The following is a 16,977-nucleotide window of genomic DNA, read 5'->3' on the forward strand; positions in this document are numbered from 1 at the left end:
ATGGCTGACACCACACTGCGTCTGGTCGAAGACGCTCCCCCCGCGCCCCAGGACACCGTCCCGGCCGCCGAGGACGCCCATCCGGCCGAGGCCGCCCCCACGGCCGTGGAACAGACCGTCGTCGACGTCGTCCAGGACGCCCGGCCGCGTCCCGTCGACACCCCCCAGACGCAGGCGGACGCAGGAACCTGGGTCGCCGAGCGGCGCGCCCAGCTGGCCGACGCCCCGCCCGTCATCCCCACCTTCCTGCGCAACGCCGCCGAGTTCACCCACGCCACGAAGTGGACGGCCGCCTACTACGGGCACGCCATCGCCTTCCACACCATCCGGGTACCCGTGTACACGCTGCGCCTGGTGCGCCAGGCCCCGCGCGGCGCCGGACGGTACATCGCCCGGTGGGGGAAGTGGGTGGCCGACACCGAGGCCCGCCCCGTCGAGGCCAAGGCCGCGTCCAGCGCCGACATCGAGGCGTGGCTTGCCCTGTCCCGCGAACACTCCCGCCGGGTGCGCCCGCGGCGCATCGCCTCGGTCGCGGTGGCGACCCTGACCGGCATCACCACCACCGTCGCCGGGTTCCTGGTCCCCGGCTGGACCCTCGCCGCCGCTGCCGCCGGTCTGCTGTTGTGCGGGCTGAACGGGAAGAAGACCGACCGGCCTCTGATCACCCGCTACGTCACTACCCGCACCCTGCGTCCGCTGGACTCCACCGAGGTGTTCGAGGCGCTGGCCGCGATCGGCATCGGCGGGAAGAAGGGCCGCGGCGGCGTCGAGTTCGCCGCCGAGGTCCAGCGCGACGGGCCCGGCTGGCGCGCCGAAGTCGACCTCCCGCGCGGAGTGGAGGCCGCCGCGGTCCTGGACAAGCGCTCCGCGCTGGCCGCCGCCATGCGCCGCCCCGTCTCCACCGTGTGGCCCGAAGGGGACCGCTCCGCGCACCCCGGGCGCCTCGTGCTGTGGGTGGCGCAGCAGGACCCGGCCAAGGCCGCCCGCAAGCTGTGGCCGTTGATGAAGTCTGGGCAGGCGGACGTGTTCGCGCCGCTGCCGTTCGGCTTCGATCCGCGCGGCAACCTCGTCACCATCACCCTCATGTACTCCAACCTGCTGGTGGGAGGTATCCCCGGCTCGGGTAAGACGTCCTGCGCCCTGGCGATCGTGCTCGGTGTGGCCCTCGACCCCACCGCACAGCTGTGGATCTACGAACTCAAGGGCTCCGGTGACCTCGACGCGGTCAAGCCGGTCTGCCACCGGTACATCTCCGGTGACGATGACGAGGACATTGCAGCCACCATCGCCGGTCTGCGCTCCGGTATCGCCGAGCAGCGCCGCCGCGCCAAGTTCATCAAGGGGTTGCCCTCCAGCGAGACCCCCGAAGGGAAGCGGGTCACCCGCGAACTGGAGGCCAAGTACCCCGAACAGAACCTCGGACCGCGCGTCATCGTCGTCGACGAGGCACAGGAGCTGTTCACGCACTCCGAGTACAAGGACGAGGCCGCCGAGCTGTGCACCAAGCTCATCAAGAAGGGCCGCGCCTACGGAGTGATCCTCATCCTCCTCACACAGAACCCCGACGCGCCGTCCCTGCCGTCGTCGGTGTCGTCCAGTGTCGGCACCCGCCTGTGCTTGGCGGTGATGGACTGGCGGGCCAACAACAACGTGCTCGGTACCGGCGCCCACGAACGCGGCCTGCGCGCCACCGACATCTCCATCGACGAGCAGGGCACCGGCATCCTCGCCCGCGGCCGCGAAGGCACCACCGTCCGCGCGGCGTTCATCAAGCAGACCGAAGCCGAGGACATCGCCAAACGGGCCCTGGCCCTGCGCACCGCCGCCGGGACCCTGTCCGGCCAGGCCGCCGGGCAGCACGTCGAAGAGGTCGACGTGACCACCGTGGTGGACCACCTGCGGGCCATCTGGCCAGACGGCGCCGAAGCCGTCCACTCCCACCGCCTGGCCGAAGCCCTCGCCGCCTACCGGGCCGACCTATACGGGCCGTGGATGGCCGAGGAAGACACCGCGGCCCGCTCCACGGCACTCTCCGCAGCGCTCAAGCCGCACAAGGTACCCACCCGGCAGATCACCCTTCGGGAGTGCTGCGGCGGCGCCAAGGGCGTCCGGCACAGCGACCTCCCCGAGCAGTTCGAGGGCACCACCGAAGACGACTGAGAGACGACGCGAGGCCGGTTTCGGCAAGGGCAGATGGTTTCACCCCAACCCGAAACCGGTTTCGACCCCGATATCGGCCAAAACCGGCCCTGGCCTGCCCTGATTTCAGGTTTCGGGCCCGTGCGACAGATCCACAAAGAGCTCGCCAACCAGCCTCCTGGAGATGCTTCGCACGCCGACATCACTGCGAGAGGATGACCTCATGGACGACGTCACCCTCACCGTCACGGGCGCCGTGTACGGGCAGCCCTGCATCGCCACCATGCGGTACCCGCGCGGCGTCTGGGACGACGTCAGCGAGGAAGACCGCGAGGAGCTACGGAACATCGCACGCTGGCGCTTCGCCAACTGGGCGCGCGCCGGATACGACACCCAGCTCGCCGACGAGAACGTCGCGCAGTTGCCCGTCACCGCGGCCTAACCTCACCGCCGGGCCCACGCGGGGCGGGGCACACTGAAGCCATGCAGCAGCCCGTCCTCGTCGACCTCTACGCGGCCCACGCGGCGACCGGTATCAAGCCGGGAACCATCCGCGTCTGGCTCCACCGCGGCAAACTCACCCACCACGGCCACGACTCATCCGGCCGCGACCTCGTCGACCTGCGCGAACTCCAGGCCCACACGCCCTCCAAGGCAGCTTGACCAGCCTGATCGCACGGTGTAACACTCAAGGCACGTCCGGCATGCCCGGACACAGCAGCCCCGCCACCGCGCGGCTCACCTGTGTCACAGACCAGCAACACCCCACACACCGCGCGTGACCACCCAGCAGACTTCCCCTTCCGGCCCGGACCACCCAAGGGGAACCATGCGCACCCGCATCACCACCGCCGCCGCGATCGCCGTACTCGCGATCGCCCTCGTCGGCTGCAGCAGCGAAACCGACCCGGAGAGCGCGGCCAGCGACATTCCGACGCTCAGCGCCGAGGACAAGGCCAAGGCCCGCGAAGCCGCTGGACTCCCGCCCGAGCCCGACGCAGCCACGACCGACGCCTACATCAAGGCACTCAACGCCATCAGCCCGGACATCGTCGACGGCAAGATCGACAAGGCCGTCAGCCGCGGACTCAACCAGTGCAGCTCCATCAAGTCCTCCCCCGACGACCGGGAGAAGCTGGCACAGCTGGCCCTCGACCGCTTCACGATCTCCACACGCCTGCCTGACCTCAACACCCCAGACACCGGCGGCAAGGTCCTGGACGCCGTACACAAGCACCTCTGCCCCGACTTCTGACATCAGAAGCACCACGAGGAGATCGTGTGGCCAGCAGAGATCGCGGATTCGACGAGTTGGGGTGCTTCGGGGCCTTCCTCGCACTCGGATTCGCCGAAGTGCTCTACCAGGTAGTCGCAGTCTCCTGGCGCCGAGGTGAATACGGCCCGGCCGTCATCCTTGCCGCTCTCGTCGCCGCTGTGGTCGTCACGGCCTGCGCCGTCTGGTGGGTGCGGGAGTTCGGCATCGCCATCTGGAACCGCCGCCGAGAACGGCAGCAGAAGCGGCACCGGGCGGACTGACTACGCCCGTATCTGCGTTCCGGGGGGATCATGTCGCATCCTCGCCTCACGTCCCGCCACCGCACGGGGCTCACGCACGCACAGGGGGCCTCATGCCGCGCAAGGCGATGCAGGTGTGCCCCACCCCGGGGTGCCCCACTCTCACCCCAGGGGGGAGGTGCCAGCCCTGCCAGACCCAGGCCAGGGCCGCACGTCCTACCCCCCACACGCGCGGCTACAACGCTGCCTGGCGCAAGGCCAGTACCGCATACCTGCGCGATCATCCGTACTGCGAATGCGAGCAGTGCGTAGTGCTGCCCCAGCTGCAGCGTGACCTCGCTACTGAGGTCGATCACATCGACGGCCTCGGACCACTCGGCCCCAGAGGCTTCGACCCGGCCAACTGGCAGGCCATGAGTAAGCGCCATCACTCACGCAAGACCGCGCGAGAGACCTTCGGCACCTCGTAACCATCCGTGACCGGACCCAGGGGGTGACCCCCAACCGGCCAGGGGGTCCAGAGCGCGGGGGAGGGCGCTCAGAGGTGCGCCGGGTTCAGAGGGTCCACCGCTGTCACGCAAGGTGACGACACTCGGTGCTGCGCAACGCAGCGATGAGGGAGTGATCGACATGCCCCGTGGAGGAGCACGCGCGGTCTCCGGTCCGGCGCCTGACCCGCGGTCACTGCGCAGTTCGAAGGCTGCGGACAAGGGCGGGTGGCGGACGCTTCCCGCAGAGGGCCGCCAAGGCGAGCCGCCCCAGTGGCCGCTGACGACGGCCGCCGAGCGGGAGCTGGACCTATGGGACGAGCTGTGGGGCAAGCCGCAGGCGGTGGCGTGGGAGGACATGGGGCAGGAGCTGGAGGTGGCGCTGTTCGTACGGACGCTGGCGGAGGCGGAGCGGGCGGACGCGCGGGTGGATGTGAAGAAGATGATCCGCAGCTACCTCGATTCTCTCGGTCTGAGTGTGGCGGGGATGAACCGGAACCGGTGGAAGATCGCGCCTGCTGAGGAGCCTGAAGAGCTGGCCCCTGCTGCGGCGACTGGGCGGCGGCCTGGTCCGCGTGACCGGCTGAAGGTCGTGCCCAGTGGCGAAGGCGTCTGACGCCGCCGCCGAGTTCGTCGTCGACTTCCCCACGCTGTGGGTCGTGCCGTACTGGATCGAGGCTCACTGTCCGGTCCCGGACGGCTTCCGGGCGGGCGAGGATCTCGAGCTGTACCCGTGGCAGCTGTGGTGCACGGTCAACCACTACCGAGTGCGCCCGACCGCGCGTGTGGGCCAGCTGGCGCCCGCGTTCCACTACCGGCGCAGTCAGGTGGTGGCGCCGCAGAAGACCGGCAAGGGCCCGTGGTCGGCGACCATCGTCCTGGCCGAAGCCGCGGGCCCGGTCGTGTTCGACGGGTGGGCTCGCGGCGGCGAACGGTACCGGTGTGCGGATCACGGATGCTCGTGCGGCTGGTGGTATGAGTACGAGGCGGGCGAGCCGATGGGGACGCCGTGGCCGACACCGTTGATCCAGCTGACCGCGACGTCTGAGGACCAGGTCGCGAACGTGTACCGGCCGCTGAAGAGCATGGTGAAGCGGGGACACCTCGCCGGGCTGATGACGGCTGGCGAAGAGTTCACGCGGGTCGGGGACGACGGCCGGATCGACGTGGTCACCTCCTCGGCGTTGTCCCGCCTCGGCAACCCGATCGTCTTCGCGCTGCAGGACGAGACGGGCCTGTACACGGAGGCGAACAAGCTACGCCGGGTTGCGGAGACCCAGCGGCGTGGTGCGGCCGGTATGGGCGGCCGGTCGATGGAGACGACGAACGGGTGGGACCCGTCCGAGGACAGCGTTGCTCAGCGCACCTCGGAGGCGAAGGCGAAGGACATCTTCCGCTACCACCCGCAGGCGCCCAAGACGCTGTCCTACAGGAACAAGCGGGAGCGCCGGAAGATCCACGCGGTGGTGTACGCGGGCAGCGCGCATGTGGACCTGGACGCGATCGAGGCCGAGGCCGCCGAGATCATGGAGAAGGACGAGGCGCAGGCCGAGCGGTTCTTCGGCAATCGGTGTGTGGCTGGCTCTGGGTCCTGGCTGGACGGCGCCAGGTGGGCGGCCAAGGCTAAGCCGCGCCGGGTGCTGCCGATGACGCGGATTGTCCTGGGCTTCGACGGCTCCGACGTGGACGACTGGACGGCGATCCGCGCCGAGACGATGGACGGCTATCAGTTCACTCCGGTGTACGGGGATGAGGATGAGCCGACGATCTGGAACCCGGCCGACTTCGACGGGCAGGTCCCGCGCGCGGAGGTGCGCGCTGCGGTGGACCAGCTGATGCGCCGTTACGACGTGGTCCGCCTCTACGCCGACCCGCCGTACTGGGACACCGAGGTCGACGAGTGGGTCGACAAGTACGGCGAGGAGCGGGTGATCCGCTGGCACACCCGCCGCATCATCGCGATGCACGCCGCCTGCGAGCGGCTGAAGACGGACGTGCTGAAGCGCAACAGCGAGGGCGCGTCGTTCACGCACGACGGCTGTGAGATCACCGCAGCGCATCTGGCCAACGCCCGTGCGGCGGCCCGTCCGTCGGACCGGTACGTGCTGCGCAAGGCGAGCCCCACGCAGAAGATCGACGCGGTGATCCCGAGCATCCTCGCCCACGAGGCGCTGGGCGACGTGATCGCGGCGGGCCTGGCTGAGCGTGAAGTGTCCTACTACTACGGCAGTTGAGGAGGGCTTATGGCTACGCAGGGGCAGGCTCTCCAGCTCGTCGGCTTGCTGGAGTCGGAGCTGATCCGGCGCCGGTGTGGCATCGACCGGAACAACGACTACTACCGGGGCAAGCAGCCGCTGAAGTTCGCGTCCAAGGACTTCGCGAAGTTCCACGGCGACCGGTACCGGGACTTCTCCGACAACTGGGTGCAGGTGGTGGCCGATTCCCCGGTGGAGCGGCTGACGGTGACCGGGTTCCAGGCGGCCGACGAGCAGCGGGCGGACAAGGACCTGTGGCGGGTGTGGCAGGTCAACGGGCTGGACGCCGACTCTCAGCTGGGGTTCCTCGGCGCGGTGAACTCCGCGCGCAGCTTCGTGCTGGTGTGGGGCAACCCGGACGACGAGGAGATGCCCGAGGTCACCTTCGAGGACGCAGCACAATGTGTCGTGGTCTATGAACCCGGCTCGCGGCGCAGGCGGCGGGCGGGGCTGAAGCGGTGGCAGGACGGTAACCGGGACTTTGCCACGCTGTACCTGCCGGGTGAGCTGTGGAAGTTCGAGCGCCCGCTGGCGAGGCAGGACAAGACGCCGCAGATGGCGGACGTGGACGAGGAGCTGCGTACCTGGGAGCCGCGGGAGCTGGGCGACGAGCCGAACCCGCAGCCCAACCCGATGGGCGTAGTGCCGCTGGTGGAGCTGCCCAACAAACCGATGCTGGTGGAGGAGCCGATCTCGGACGTGTCCGGGGTGGTGGCGATGCAAGACGCCATCAACCTGGTCTGGGCCCAACTGTTCACCGCAAGCGATTACGCGTCGTTCCCGCAGCGCGTCGTCCTCGGGGCGGAGCGGCCGATGATCCCCAAGCTCAACAGCGCGGGGGAGATCATCGGCAAGCAGCCGGTGGACCTGGACAAGTTCGCGATCGACCGGGTGGCGTGGATCACCGGCAAGGACGCGAAGATCGCCGAGTGGCAGGCCGCGAACCTGACCGCGTACACCGGCATCATCGAGGTCGCCGTCGGGCACCTGGCCGCCCAGACCCGCACCCCGCAGCACTACCTCATCGGAAAGATGGCCAACCTGTCCGGTGACGCGCTGCTGGCCGCCGAGACCGGTCTGGTCAAGCGGGTGGATGAGAAGAAGCTGTGGTTCGGTCAGGCGCTGCGGGAGGTCGCCCGCCTGATCCTGCTGGCTCGCGGCGAGGACGCCAAGGCGAAGGCCATGCGCGCCGGTGCGGTCCTGTGGGCCGACTCCGAGTCCCGCAGCCACGCGCAGATGGCGGACGCGCTGCTGAAGCTGAAGCAGCTCGGGTTCCCCTTCGAGTGGCTGGCGCTGCGCTACGGGCTCACCCCCACGGAGGTGGCCGACGTGGTGGCGATGCGGGAGAGGGAGGCGGAGATGGACCCGGTCGCGGAGATCAGCCGCATGATGGCCGAGCAGCCCGCCCCGCCCGGCGGCGAAGGCGACGACGCCGAGGACGAGACCGGTCCGCCTGGGGTGGCCGCGTGAGCCCGACGCCGTCGGCCATCGCGCATGCCGAGGCGCGGCTGAGGCTGGCCGCGGCCGCCTCCCGCGCGGCGCGCCGGATCTGGCTGCAGGTGGACCGAGACGATCTGTATGAGTCGTGGCTGGGGCTGCTCACGTCGGTCCTGACCGTGGTGGCGGGCGGGCAGCTGGCGGCCGCGCAGGCGGCCGAGCCGTGGCTGGAGCAGCTGCTCGGCGGTGATCCGGAGCGGCCGGAGGGCGATCGGCTGGACCCGGCCGCGCTAGTCGGGGTGGACGGCAGCGGGCGCCCGTTGGCCGGGGTGTTGATGGCTCCCGTGTGGTCGGCGCTGCGTCTGGTGACCCAAGGCGCCCCGGTCGCTCAGGGGATGGCGCGCGGTCAGATGCTGCTGGACCTGGTGGTGCGTACCGCGGTCGCCGACGCAGGGCGGGCAGCCGACTCGGTCGCCATGATCAGTCGACCCGGGGTGACCTCGTATGTGCGGGTGCTCGAGGGGGGCTCGTGCTCGCGCTGCCTGGTCCTCGCGGGCCGCGAGTACAGCGTCTCGAGCGGCTTTCAGCGGCATCCGCGCTGCGACTGCGGCATGGAGCCGGTCACTCGCACGCACCGGCCGACACCGGTCGACGCACGGGATGTGTACGACCAGATGTCCACGGCTGAGCGGGACAAGACGTTCGGCAAGGACGCGGTCAAGGCCATCGCCGCAGGGGCGGACATCGCGCAGGTGGTCAACGCGCGCCGCGGCATGGCCACCGCGACCGTGTTCGGCAGGCGGGTACAGGCCACGTCCGAGGGCATCACCCGCCGCGGCCTCGCCGGGCGACGGCTGAGGAACTTCCAGAAACAGCCTGGGCAGCGCTACCGCGTCTCTCAGACCCCGCGCCTGATGCCCGAGCAGATCATGCGCCTGGCCGACGACCGAGCGCACGCCGTGCGGCTGCTGCGCCAGCACGCCTACATCCTCTGACCTGCCTCGCGCGCAAGGCGCGGGGCTCTCACCTTCACCCGCAACGGGAGAGCAGCATGAGCAGCACGATCCTGCCCGTCCACCCGGTCACCGGTATCCACGCGGTGGGCTGGCGCAAGGCCCGCTCCGGCGAGGACCCCGACCAGCGGTATCCGATCTGGCCCATCCTCGGCGCAGCAGACGACGACCCCGACGAAGACGGTCAGGACGACACCGACGACCAGGACCAGGACCAGGACGACGGCGACGGCGAGGACGGCCAAGGCCGCGACGCCGCCGACGACGACCAGGGCGGCGGGAGCGACACGGGTGCTGCGGACGACGGCGCCGACCAGCTCGGTGACCGGGGCAAGCAGGCCCTGGACCGCATGAAGGAGAAGCTCAAGGCCGAGCGCACCCGGCGCCGCGAGGCCGAGGGCAGGCTGGCCCAGGGCCAGGACACCGGCAGCACGGACAGCGAGGCGATCCGCCGCCAGGCCGAGCAGGCCGCAACGGCCAAGGCCAACAAGCGGATCGTCCGCTCCGAGGTACGCGCTGCGGCGGCCGGGAAGCTAGCCGATCCGCGTGACGCGCTGACCTTCCTCGACCTCGACCAGTTCGAGGTCGACGAGGACGGCCAGATCGACGAGGACGAGATCGCCGACGCGATCGAGGACCTCGTCAAGAACAAGCCCTACCTGGCAGCCGCAACGGCCAAGAGGTTCCAGGGCACCGGCGACGGCGGCGCAGCGCGCAAGGCGGGCCGCCCGAGGCAGCTGACTGAGCAAGACCTCAAGACCATGACGCCCGAGCAGATCGACGAGGCGGCCGAGGACGGCCGTCTCGAGGACCTGCTCAAGGGCGGCTGACTTCAAGGGAGGGCCACACGATGGCGATCACGAATTTCAAGCCGCAGATCTGGAGCGCGAGGCTCCTGGTCGCGTGGCGCAAGGCACTCGTCTACGGCGGCCCGATGGTGGTCAACCGGGACTACGAGGGCGATATCGCCGAGTCCGGAGACGTCGTCAAGATCACGTCCATCTCGGACCCGACGATCTCCGACTACACGGCGAACTCCACGGTCATCACGCCGGAGGAACTCACCGACGCCCAGCGGAACCTGCCCATCGACCAGTCGAAGTACTGGGCGTTCAAGGTCGACGACGTCGACAAGCGGCAGGCGAAGGGCAACGTCATCCCCGAGGCCATGAGCCGGGCCGCGTACCGGCTCGCCGACACCGCCGACCAGTACATCGCAGGTCTGTACACCGGCGTCGCCGCGGCCAACGACCTCGGCACCGTGGCCGTCACCGCCGGCACTCCGACCGACGCCTACGACGAGGTCCTGGTCCCGCTGAAGGTTCTCCTGGACGAGGCCGACGTGCCCAAGCAGGGCCGCTACTGCGTGGTCCCGCCGTGGTTCGAGGGCCGCCTCCTACGCGACGACCGGTTCGTCTCCGCGGAGAAGGCCGGAACCACCGCGGGCCTGCGCAACGGCATGGCCGGACGCGCCGCCGGTTTCACGATCATGGTGTCGAACAACGTGCCGAACCCGGCCGGTGACGACTACGTCATCCAGGCTGGCGTCAACGCAGCGATCTCCTTCGCCGAGCAGATCAACAAGACCGAGGCCTACCGCCCCGAGAACTCCTTCGCGGACGCGGTCAAGGGCCTGGCGCTGTACGGGTCGAAGCTCATCCGTCCCGACGGCATCGCCATCGCTACCGCCTCCCAGACCTGAGCAGGAAGGAGCCCGCCCATGGCCACCACCCAAGTGCCCTACAGCGATCTCGTCGCCAACGGCAATCTCGCCGAGCCCGCCGGTACGACTCTGGTCGTCGCGCCGACAGACAACCTGCAGATCTCCGACGCGCTGCCGGAACAGACCGTGCTGCGCGTGGTGAACACCGGCGTCGAGCAGGACATCACGATCAAGGCGGGCGACAACCCGCCCGCGCTCGCCGCCGGGCAGGGCGACCTCGTGGTCACCGTCGCCGCGACCACCGGCGTGCAATTCATCGGCCCGTTCGAGTCGGGCCGGTTCCTGCAGTCGGACGGCTCCATGCTCATCGAGGCCGAGACCGCCGACGGCACGATCACCGCTTTCCAGATCCCGAGGTACACCTGATGAGCGATCACGCCCCGCTGGCCGACGCCACCGAGGAGGAACTGGCCGCAGCCCTGGCGATCGTCCGCAGCCGCCGACAGCACGCGGCCGAAGAGACGATCTTCGTGCGCGGGGAAGGGGGTGCCGTCTTCGAGATGGCGCCCTCCCGCATGACCGCCGAGACCCGGCGGCGCATGCAGATGGGCCGCCTGCGCCGCGTCAACGCCGACGGCAGCCCCTACCGCGCGCACGCACTCGTGAGCGAGACCCCGTCCGCGCCTGCGGGCGGAAGCGCACTCACCGACGGGCGGGTGCCGCGGCCAGCGAAGTCCGCGCCGAAGAAGGACTGGGTCCTGTACGCCGTCGCCGCCCTCGGCCTGGACGAGGAGCGGGCGCTGGAGATGACCCGGCAGGAACTCATCGACCTCCCGCCGGACCACGCCCAGCACCCCGACACCGTCCCGGACGGCGACGACCCGCCCGCCCCCGCGGGCGGGCGGCCCGCCGAGGACGCCCCGAAGAAGGCGTGGATCGACCATGTCGCCAGGCTGGGCCTGCTCTCCCGCGAGGACGCCGCCGTCTACACCAAGGACGACCTGATCGCCATGGTCTCCTGACCAGAGAGGGGGTGCGGCTGTGGCGCTCGCTGCCCTGGCAACGACTGCTGATCTCGCCGCGCGGGGCCTGACCGTCGCGGCCGGGGAGGAGACCACGGTCGCCACCACCTACCTTGACGTCGCCTCCACTGCCGTACGGGAGGCCGCCGGGGTACCGATCTCCGAGACGACCTCGACCGTGAGCCTGGAAGGCCCGGTCACCCAGTGGCTGACGCTGCCCGGCCCGCCGGTCCTGACGGTGGCGTCGGTGGCCATCGACGGAGAGACGGTCACGGACTGGCGGCTACGCTCGCACCGCCTGTGGCGCCCTGACGGCTGGTCACCGTCGTGCGAGCCGTCAGACGTCGAGGTCACTCAGACCCACGGCCTGGACCCGGTGCCGTCGGACATCGTGGACCTGGTGTGCCGCCTCGCCGCGGCCGCACTGTCCGACTACAGGGCCGACCCTGAGGGCGCGGGCCTGGCGGCGGGGGACATCCGCGCCGAGCGGATCGGCGACTACGCCGTCACTTACGGCAGCCATGGCCTGATCACCACCATGGAACTGCCCGACTACCTCCGCGAACGCCTCGCCGCCCGCTTCGGCGGCGGCGCCGCGCTGGTGAGGTCACGGTGAGGGCCCGGATCGGCCGGTACCTGAACCGCTCGCTGCAGGTATGGCGGCCGTCGTCGGCCGACGACGGACACGGCGGGCAGGAAGTCACCTACGTCCTGCAGGGCAGCGTCCGCGCCAAGGTCGATCAGCCCTCGCCCACCGAGCGGCTGATCGCGCAGCAGGCCGAGTCCCGGCACTCCCACAACGTGTACGTCCTGCCGCAGGCGGATGTGCGGCGCGGTGACGAGCTGCGCGGCACCGACCAGATCGGGCAGGCGCAGGCCTTCCGGGTGCAGTCCGTGGTGCAGCCCTCCACGCCCGTGTACTCCAAGGCCCTGTGCGAGCTCACCCAATCCGAAGGAGAACCCGATGGCTGACCTGAGCCTGACCACGGTGCCGGTCGATGCCGGTATCGCCGACGTCGCGGGCCAGGCGGCGGCCGCGGACGCGGGCGGGGATACCGCCCCGGTCGGACCGCACCGGTTCCTGTACGTCGCGAACGCGGACGCGTCCCCGCACACGGTGACCGTGGCCACCCCCGGCACCGTCAAGGGCCTCGCGGTGGCCGACGCGTCGCTGGTCGTCGCGGCCGGGGACCACGGCATCCTTCCCCTCAACAACGTCTACCGAGGCGCCACCGGCCGCGCCGCCATCACCTACGACGACGTCACCTCCGTGACAGTCGCGGCGTTCGAGCTGGAGACCTGAGCGTGGCCGGGCCGGAGCCGCGGCGTCTGCCTGAGCTGGAAGCGCAGGAGTGCCGCCGCCGGGCCGAGGACTGCCTGGGGCTGGGCGAGGTGGATGTCGACGTGCCGCGTGCGATCGCGTTCGGTGTGCTGGCCATCGCTGCCGAGCTCCACGCGATCGGCCGACAGCTGCGGAAGAGGTGAGCGCCGGTGGCACGCAGACGCGCACGCGTCGAGGTGATCGGCATCGACCGGCTGCGCCGCCGTCTGGCCGAGGTGCTGCCGCAGCTGAAGGAGGCCGCCCAGACCACGGTCAGGGAAGCGGGCGAGGCTATGGAGCGCGATGTCAGCCGCAGCGTGCGCATCGACTCCGGGAACCTCAAACGCAGCGTGAAGGCCACCTACGAGAAGGACGGCCTGCAGACGTCGGTGGGCTGGCGCGACCAGGACGACCTGTACGCGGTCTTCCACGAGCGCGGCACCAGGCGCACGCCCGCGAACCCCACGCTCATCCCGGCGCTCGAGCGGGAGGGCAGCGAGCTGGTGGCGCGGCTGCGGGCCGAGGTACGCAGGGAGCTGCGGTGAGCATGCCCATCGCCGCCTCCGCTGACGGCCCGGTCCAGGACGCCGTACTCGCGCTGCTTCGTGCCGACACCGAGCTGATGGCCCTGGTCACCGTCGTGGCCGACTGGGTCAAAGAGAAACAGCCCTACCCCTACGTGAAGACCGGCGAGAGCGTCGAGACGCGGGACAACACCCACGACAGCCACGGCTCCAGCACAGTGATCACGCTGCATGTGTGGTCGCAGTACCGCGGCTACTCCCAGGCCCGCGCGATCGCCTCCCGGCTGCGGGCACTGCTCGAGCACCGGCCGCTGACGATCGTCGGGCACCGGCATGTGGCCACCTACTTCGTGTCACAGCAGACGCTGACCGACCCCGAACCACCGGGCGACATCCGGCACATACCGATCTCGTTCCGGGTCCTGACCGAGGTCCAGGCCTGAGCCACGGAGCGACCCAACCGCAGGAAGGAAGTGACTGACCCATGGCCGGTGAAGACGCAACCGGAACCCAGCTCAAGCGCGACAGCACGGGCGGCGGGGTGTTCGTGACGGTGGCCAGTGTGGAGGACCTGTCGGGTCCGTCCCGCTCCCGCACCATGATCGACACCTCCGCGCACGACTCCCCGGACAAGTACAGGGAGTTCAAGAAGGGGATGAAGGACGGCGGGGAGGTCACCGCGACCATCAACTACCGGCCCGGCGAGACCACCCACCAGCAGCTCGACGCCGACTTCGAAGAGGACGACCTGCGCGCCTACCAGCTCGTCATCCTGCCCGGCGATCCGGACGAGCACACCTGGGACTTCAACGCGGGGATCAGCGACATCAGCGACGAGTTCCCCCTCGACGACAAGATGGCCCGCGAGGTCACCTTCAAGATCAGCGGCAAGCCGACCCTGACACCGACCGGCGTCTGAGACAGGAAGGGACCACCGTGGGCAGCATCAAGGACGCCATCCGCGCGGCGCAGGACATCAAGGTCGAGCCGGACGTGGACATCCCCGAGTGGGGCGTCACCGTGGACGTGTGGGGCCTGCCGTCCGGCGACTGGGAGGCCTACCAGAACAAGCTCAACAAGATCCGCTTCCAGGAAGGCAGAGACGGCGCCGAGATGGCCGTCAAGTCCCGCCGGGCGGAAATCGTCGCCAAGTGCCTGCACGAACCGGGCACCCAGACACGGGTCTTCCCCGACACCGCCGAGGGCATCGCGATCCTGTCCGAGAAGGGCCCTGGAACGGTCGACGGCCTGTTCAAGCTCTGCCGTCACCTGTCCGGTGAGGACCGGAACTTCGAGCAGAAGGTGAAGGACGCGGAGGGAAACTCCGGCGGCGACCAGAACTGAAGCTCCTGTATGACCTGTCCGTCGCCTACCAACTCCCGCCCGACGAGGTGCTGGAGAAGTTCAGCGACGAGCAGATCGTGCACCTGGTCGCCTACCAGAACCTCTACGGGCCCATCACCCCCAAGCGGCTGGACATGCTGCTGGCCCGGCTCGCGATGGACCTCATCAGCCCCCACCTGAAACGCGGCCGCCGCTCCAAGCTGCGGGACCACCTCATGGTGTGGTCGCAGGCCGACCGGCCACGCCAGTCCGGCCGGGACCACCTCGGCATCGTCCAGCAGATGCAGCGCCAGTTCGAGCACGACGAGGACCGGCGTACCCACCGCACACGGCGCAGGAAGCAGGGGGCGTGATGGCTGTTCTGGACGAGCTGCTGGTGCGGCTCGGCGTCGACATGTCCGAGGCCGACGACGAGATCGACCGCGGCTCCCGCCGCATCGAGGGCCGACTCAACGGACTGACTGCTGTGGGCGGAGCCGCGGCGGTCGGGTTGGGTGCGGCGTTCGTCATGGGCCTGGAGTCCGCGATGGACATCACCTCGGTGACCGACCAGCTGCAGAACCAGCTGGACCTGACCGACAACGAGGCCGCCCGCGCGGGCGCGATCGCCGGGGATGTGTTCGCCGACGGGTTCGGCGGGTCGCTCGGCGAGGTCGGCGAGGCACTCGACTCGGTGGCCTCGTCGATGCACGAGTTCGGCTCCATCTCGGACAAGGAGATGCAGCAGCTCACCAAGGAAGCCCTCGCGCTGGAGAAAGCCTTCAAGTTCGACGTTGCGGAAGCCGCGGTCGGTGCCGGAAACATGATCAAGTCGGGGCTGGCCAAGGACGGCGCCGAGGCGATGGACCTGCTCGCCGCGACGGCGCAGAAGCTGCCCACGGCGATGCGTGAGGAACTGCCGGTCCTGACCAAGGAGTACTCCGAGTTCTTCGGGCAACTCGGCTTCACCGGCCCGCAGATGATGGGCCTGCTCGCCGAGGCCAGCAAGAACCCGCTCTTCGAGATCGACAAGCTCGCCGACTCGATCAAGGAATTCGCCCTGCGGGTCGCCGACACCGATGCGGTGTCCGAGCCGCTGAAGGAACTCGGCCTGGACGTCAAGGACATCCAGAAGCTGGTCAACACCGGCAAGGGCACGCAGGCATTTGACGAGGTCAACGAGGCCCTGCTGAAGGTCGGGGACCAGACCAAACGCACCGCCCTGCAGGCCGAACTGTTCGGCGGCCCCGGCGAGGACATCGGCAACACGCTGCAGGCCATCTCCGAGGCCGGAGGCGCGGGCGGCGCCAGCCTGGGGGACTTCGCGGGCAAGGCCGGGGAGATGGCCACCGCGATGGAGAACTCCCCCGCGCAGCAGTTCGACGCCCTGATGCGCACGGTGTCGACGACGCTCGGGGAGATGCTGCTGCCCGCGCTGCGGTTCGTCTCCGAGCTGTTCAAGGAGCACCCCGGGCTGCTGCAGGTGGCGATCCCGCTCATCCTGGCGATCGCCGCCGCGCTGACAGTGGCCGCGATCGCCCAGTGGGCGATGAACTCCGCGCTGCTCGCCTCCCCGGTGACGTGGATCATCGTTGCGATCGCCCTGATCATCGCCGCCATCGTGCTGATCGCCACCAAAACGACCTGGTTCCAGGACCTGTGGCGGACCGTCTGGGGCGGGATCAAGGGCGCGGCCGAGGCGGTCGGACGCTGGTTCTCCGGCACCCTGATGCCGTGGATCACCGGCGTGTTCACGGGCATCGGCCGCGGCGCGGGGAACATGTGGCGCACCATCAAGGGCTGGTGGGACACCCTGGTCAGCTACATCTCCGGCATCCCAGGGCGGATCAGCCGCATCGCCAGCGGCATGTGGGACGGGGTGAAGTCCGCTTTCCGGTCAGCGATCAACTGGATCATCGGGAAGTGGAACGGCTTCTCGTTCTCGATCGGCGGCGGCAGCTTCATGGGCGTCAGCATCCCCAGAGCCACGATCAGCACCCCGGACATCCCCTACCTCGCCGACGGTGGCATCGTCACCGGGCCCACGCTCGCGATGATCGGCGAGGGACGGGAGGACGAGGCGGTCCTGCCGCTGTCGAAGCTGGACCAGCTGCTGACCGCGCAGTCTCCTGCGGCCCGCATGGTCCAGCCCGCTGAAACACGCATGACCATCGGGTTCGAGCCGGGCGGCGACGACCTGCTGGCCGACCTGCTGCAGGAAATCATCCGCGTGAAGTTCGGCGGGGATGTCGACGCGCTCAGAGCGGAGGCGTAGAC

24 protein-coding genes are annotated in these 16,977 nt (G+C 69.7%); all 24 read left to right on the forward strand.

Annotated features, from left to right (window positions below):
* The 24 genes from GCN81_RS06650 to GCN81_RS06765 all read left to right on the forward strand — a co-directional run bounded on the left by GCN81_RS06650 (nt 1) and on the right by GCN81_RS06765 (nt 16,975).
* A complete protein-coding gene (locus GCN81_RS06650) occupies nt 1–2,160 on the forward strand; it encodes a P-loop NTPase family protein (protein WP_156722641.1) in 2,160 nt (719 codons plus the stop codon).
* Between the two features lie 202 nt (nt 2,161–2,362).
* Nucleotides 2,363–2,581, forward strand: coding sequence for a hypothetical protein (locus tag GCN81_RS06655; protein ID WP_156722643.1), 219 nt, complete (start codon nt 2,363–2,365; stop codon nt 2,579–2,581).
* A gap of 41 nt (nt 2,582–2,622) precedes the next feature.
* Nucleotides 2,623–2,802: a hypothetical protein gene (locus GCN81_RS06660; RefSeq protein ID WP_156722645.1), complete on the forward strand. Its 180-nt coding sequence runs from the start codon at nt 2,623–2,625 to the stop codon at nt 2,800–2,802.
* Nucleotides 2,803–2,968: 166 nt separating this feature from the next.
* The gene (locus GCN81_RS06665; protein WP_156722646.1) at nt 2,969–3,394 is read left to right on the forward strand and encodes a hypothetical protein; all 426 of its coding nucleotides are present in this window, start codon (nt 2,969–2,971) and stop codon (nt 3,392–3,394) included.
* Nucleotides 3,395–3,420: 26 nt separating this feature from the next.
* Entirely contained in the window at nt 3,421–3,675 is a 255-nt protein-coding gene (locus GCN81_RS06670; RefSeq protein WP_156722648.1) for a hypothetical protein, read from the forward strand.
* 290 nt (nt 3,676–3,965) lie between these two features.
* Nucleotides 3,966–4,124 carry an HNH endonuclease signature motif containing protein gene (locus GCN81_RS06675; protein ID WP_231626416.1) on the forward strand — a complete coding sequence of 53 codons (159 nt, stop codon included), beginning with the start codon at nt 3,966–3,968 and terminating at the stop codon, nt 4,122–4,124.
* Nucleotides 4,125–4,284: 160 nt separating this feature from the next.
* The gene (locus GCN81_RS06680) at nt 4,285–4,758 is read left to right on the forward strand and encodes a hypothetical protein (protein WP_231626418.1); all 474 of its coding nucleotides are present in this window, start codon (nt 4,285–4,287) and stop codon (nt 4,756–4,758) included.
* Nucleotides 4,742–6,376: a hypothetical protein gene (locus GCN81_RS06685; RefSeq protein WP_156722649.1), complete on the forward strand. Its 1,635-nt coding sequence runs from the start codon at nt 4,742–4,744 to the stop codon at nt 6,374–6,376. Before GCN81_RS06680 ends, GCN81_RS06685 begins: the two co-directional genes overlap by 17 nt.
* Nucleotides 6,377–6,385: 9 nt before the next feature.
* Nucleotides 6,386–7,867 (forward strand): phage portal protein, encoded by a 1,482-nt coding sequence (locus GCN81_RS06690; RefSeq protein ID WP_156722651.1) that lies wholly within the window; start codon nt 6,386–6,388, stop codon nt 7,865–7,867.
* Nucleotides 7,864–8,829, forward strand: coding sequence for a VG15 protein (locus GCN81_RS06695; protein WP_156722653.1), 966 nt, complete (start codon nt 7,864–7,866; stop codon nt 8,827–8,829). Before GCN81_RS06690 ends, GCN81_RS06695 begins: the two co-directional genes overlap by 4 nt.
* A gap of 56 nt (nt 8,830–8,885) precedes the next feature.
* Nucleotides 8,886–9,677 (forward strand): hypothetical protein, encoded by a 792-nt coding sequence (locus GCN81_RS06700; protein WP_156722655.1) that lies wholly within the window; start codon nt 8,886–8,888, stop codon nt 9,675–9,677.
* A 20-nt stretch (nt 9,678–9,697) separates the two neighbouring features.
* Nucleotides 9,698–10,549, forward strand: coding sequence for a phage major capsid protein (locus tag GCN81_RS06705; RefSeq protein WP_156722657.1), 852 nt, complete (start codon nt 9,698–9,700; stop codon nt 10,547–10,549).
* An 18-nt stretch (nt 10,550–10,567) separates the two neighbouring features.
* Nucleotides 10,568–10,936 carry a hypothetical protein gene (locus tag GCN81_RS06710; RefSeq protein ID WP_156722658.1) on the forward strand — a complete coding sequence of 123 codons (369 nt, stop codon included), beginning with the start codon at nt 10,568–10,570 and terminating at the stop codon, nt 10,934–10,936.
* Nucleotides 10,936–11,532 carry a hypothetical protein gene (locus GCN81_RS06715; RefSeq protein WP_156722660.1) on the forward strand — a complete coding sequence of 199 codons (597 nt, stop codon included), beginning with the start codon at nt 10,936–10,938 and terminating at the stop codon, nt 11,530–11,532. The genes GCN81_RS06710 and GCN81_RS06715 overlap by 1 nt, the downstream gene beginning before the upstream one ends.
* Nucleotides 11,533–11,551: 19 nt before the next feature.
* The gene (locus GCN81_RS06720) at nt 11,552–12,148 is read left to right on the forward strand and encodes a head-tail connector protein (protein ID WP_156722662.1); all 597 of its coding nucleotides are present in this window, start codon (nt 11,552–11,554) and stop codon (nt 12,146–12,148) included.
* The gene (locus tag GCN81_RS06725; protein WP_156722664.1) at nt 12,145–12,504 is read left to right on the forward strand and encodes a phage head completion protein; all 360 of its coding nucleotides are present in this window, start codon (nt 12,145–12,147) and stop codon (nt 12,502–12,504) included. The genes GCN81_RS06720 and GCN81_RS06725 overlap by 4 nt, the downstream gene beginning before the upstream one ends.
* Nucleotides 12,497–12,835: a hypothetical protein gene (locus GCN81_RS06730; RefSeq protein WP_156722666.1), complete on the forward strand. Its 339-nt coding sequence runs from the start codon at nt 12,497–12,499 to the stop codon at nt 12,833–12,835. Before GCN81_RS06725 ends, GCN81_RS06730 begins: the two co-directional genes overlap by 8 nt.
* A 2-nt stretch (nt 12,836–12,837) precedes the next feature.
* Entirely contained in the window at nt 12,838–13,017 is a 180-nt protein-coding gene (locus GCN81_RS06735; RefSeq protein ID WP_156722668.1) for a hypothetical protein, read from the forward strand.
* Between the two features lie 6 nt (nt 13,018–13,023).
* Entirely contained in the window at nt 13,024–13,398 is a 375-nt protein-coding gene (locus tag GCN81_RS06740) for an HK97-gp10 family putative phage morphogenesis protein (RefSeq protein ID WP_156722670.1), read from the forward strand.
* A 2-nt stretch (nt 13,399–13,400) separates the two neighbouring features.
* Nucleotides 13,401–13,820 carry a DUF3168 domain-containing protein gene (locus GCN81_RS06745; protein WP_156722888.1) on the forward strand — a complete coding sequence of 140 codons (420 nt, stop codon included), beginning with the start codon at nt 13,401–13,403 and terminating at the stop codon, nt 13,818–13,820.
* A gap of 41 nt (nt 13,821–13,861) precedes the next feature.
* A complete protein-coding gene (locus GCN81_RS06750; RefSeq protein ID WP_156722672.1) occupies nt 13,862–14,296 on the forward strand; it encodes a phage tail tube protein in 435 nt (144 codons plus the stop codon).
* Between the two features lie 17 nt (nt 14,297–14,313).
* Entirely contained in the window at nt 14,314–14,721 is a 408-nt protein-coding gene (locus GCN81_RS06755) for a hypothetical protein (RefSeq protein WP_156722674.1), read from the forward strand.
* Between the two features lie 47 nt (nt 14,722–14,768).
* Nucleotides 14,769–15,074 carry a phage tail assembly protein T gene (locus tag GCN81_RS06760; RefSeq protein ID WP_156722676.1) on the forward strand — a complete coding sequence of 102 codons (306 nt, stop codon included), beginning with the start codon at nt 14,769–14,771 and terminating at the stop codon, nt 15,072–15,074.
* A complete protein-coding gene (locus tag GCN81_RS06765) occupies nt 15,074–16,975 on the forward strand; it encodes a phage tail tape measure protein (protein ID WP_156722678.1) in 1,902 nt (633 codons plus the stop codon). The genes GCN81_RS06760 and GCN81_RS06765 overlap by 1 nt, the downstream gene beginning before the upstream one ends.
* The last annotated feature ends 2 nt before the right edge of the window (nt 16,976–16,977 follow it).

The sequence above is a fragment of the Streptomyces apocyni genome (assembly GCF_009739465.1).
Lineage (GTDB): Bacteria > Actinomycetota > Actinomycetes > Streptomycetales > Streptomycetaceae > Streptomyces > Streptomyces apocyni.

Coding starts and splice junctions, on each gene's coding strand:
- GCN81_RS06650 (WP_156722641.1), top strand. CDS start 1: ATGGCTGACACCACACTGCGTCTGGTCGAAGACGCTCCCCCCGCGCCC.
- GCN81_RS06655 (WP_156722643.1), top strand. CDS start 2,363: ATGGACGACGTCACCCTCACCGTCACGGGCGCCGTGTACGGGCAGCCC.
- GCN81_RS06660 (WP_156722645.1), top strand. CDS start 2,623: ATGCAGCAGCCCGTCCTCGTCGACCTCTACGCGGCCCACGCGGCGACC.
- GCN81_RS06665 (WP_156722646.1), top strand. CDS start 2,969: ATGCGCACCCGCATCACCACCGCCGCCGCGATCGCCGTACTCGCGATC.
- GCN81_RS06680 (WP_231626418.1), top strand. CDS start 4,285: ATGCCCCGTGGAGGAGCACGCGCGGTCTCCGGTCCGGCGCCTGACCCG.
- GCN81_RS06690 (WP_156722651.1), top strand. CDS start 6,386: ATGGCTACGCAGGGGCAGGCTCTCCAGCTCGTCGGCTTGCTGGAGTCG.
- GCN81_RS06700 (WP_156722655.1), top strand. CDS start 8,886: ATGAGCAGCACGATCCTGCCCGTCCACCCGGTCACCGGTATCCACGCG.
- GCN81_RS06705 (WP_156722657.1), top strand. CDS start 9,698: ATGGCGATCACGAATTTCAAGCCGCAGATCTGGAGCGCGAGGCTCCTG.
- GCN81_RS06710 (WP_156722658.1), top strand. CDS start 10,568: ATGGCCACCACCCAAGTGCCCTACAGCGATCTCGTCGCCAACGGCAAT.
- GCN81_RS06715 (WP_156722660.1), top strand. CDS start 10,936: ATGAGCGATCACGCCCCGCTGGCCGACGCCACCGAGGAGGAACTGGCC.
- GCN81_RS06730 (WP_156722666.1), top strand. CDS start 12,497: ATGGCTGACCTGAGCCTGACCACGGTGCCGGTCGATGCCGGTATCGCC.
- GCN81_RS06745 (WP_156722888.1), top strand. CDS start 13,401: ATGCCCATCGCCGCCTCCGCTGACGGCCCGGTCCAGGACGCCGTACTC.
- GCN81_RS06750 (WP_156722672.1), top strand. CDS start 13,862: ATGGCCGGTGAAGACGCAACCGGAACCCAGCTCAAGCGCGACAGCACG.
- GCN81_RS06765 (WP_156722678.1), top strand. CDS start 15,074: ATGGCTGTTCTGGACGAGCTGCTGGTGCGGCTCGGCGTCGACATGTCC.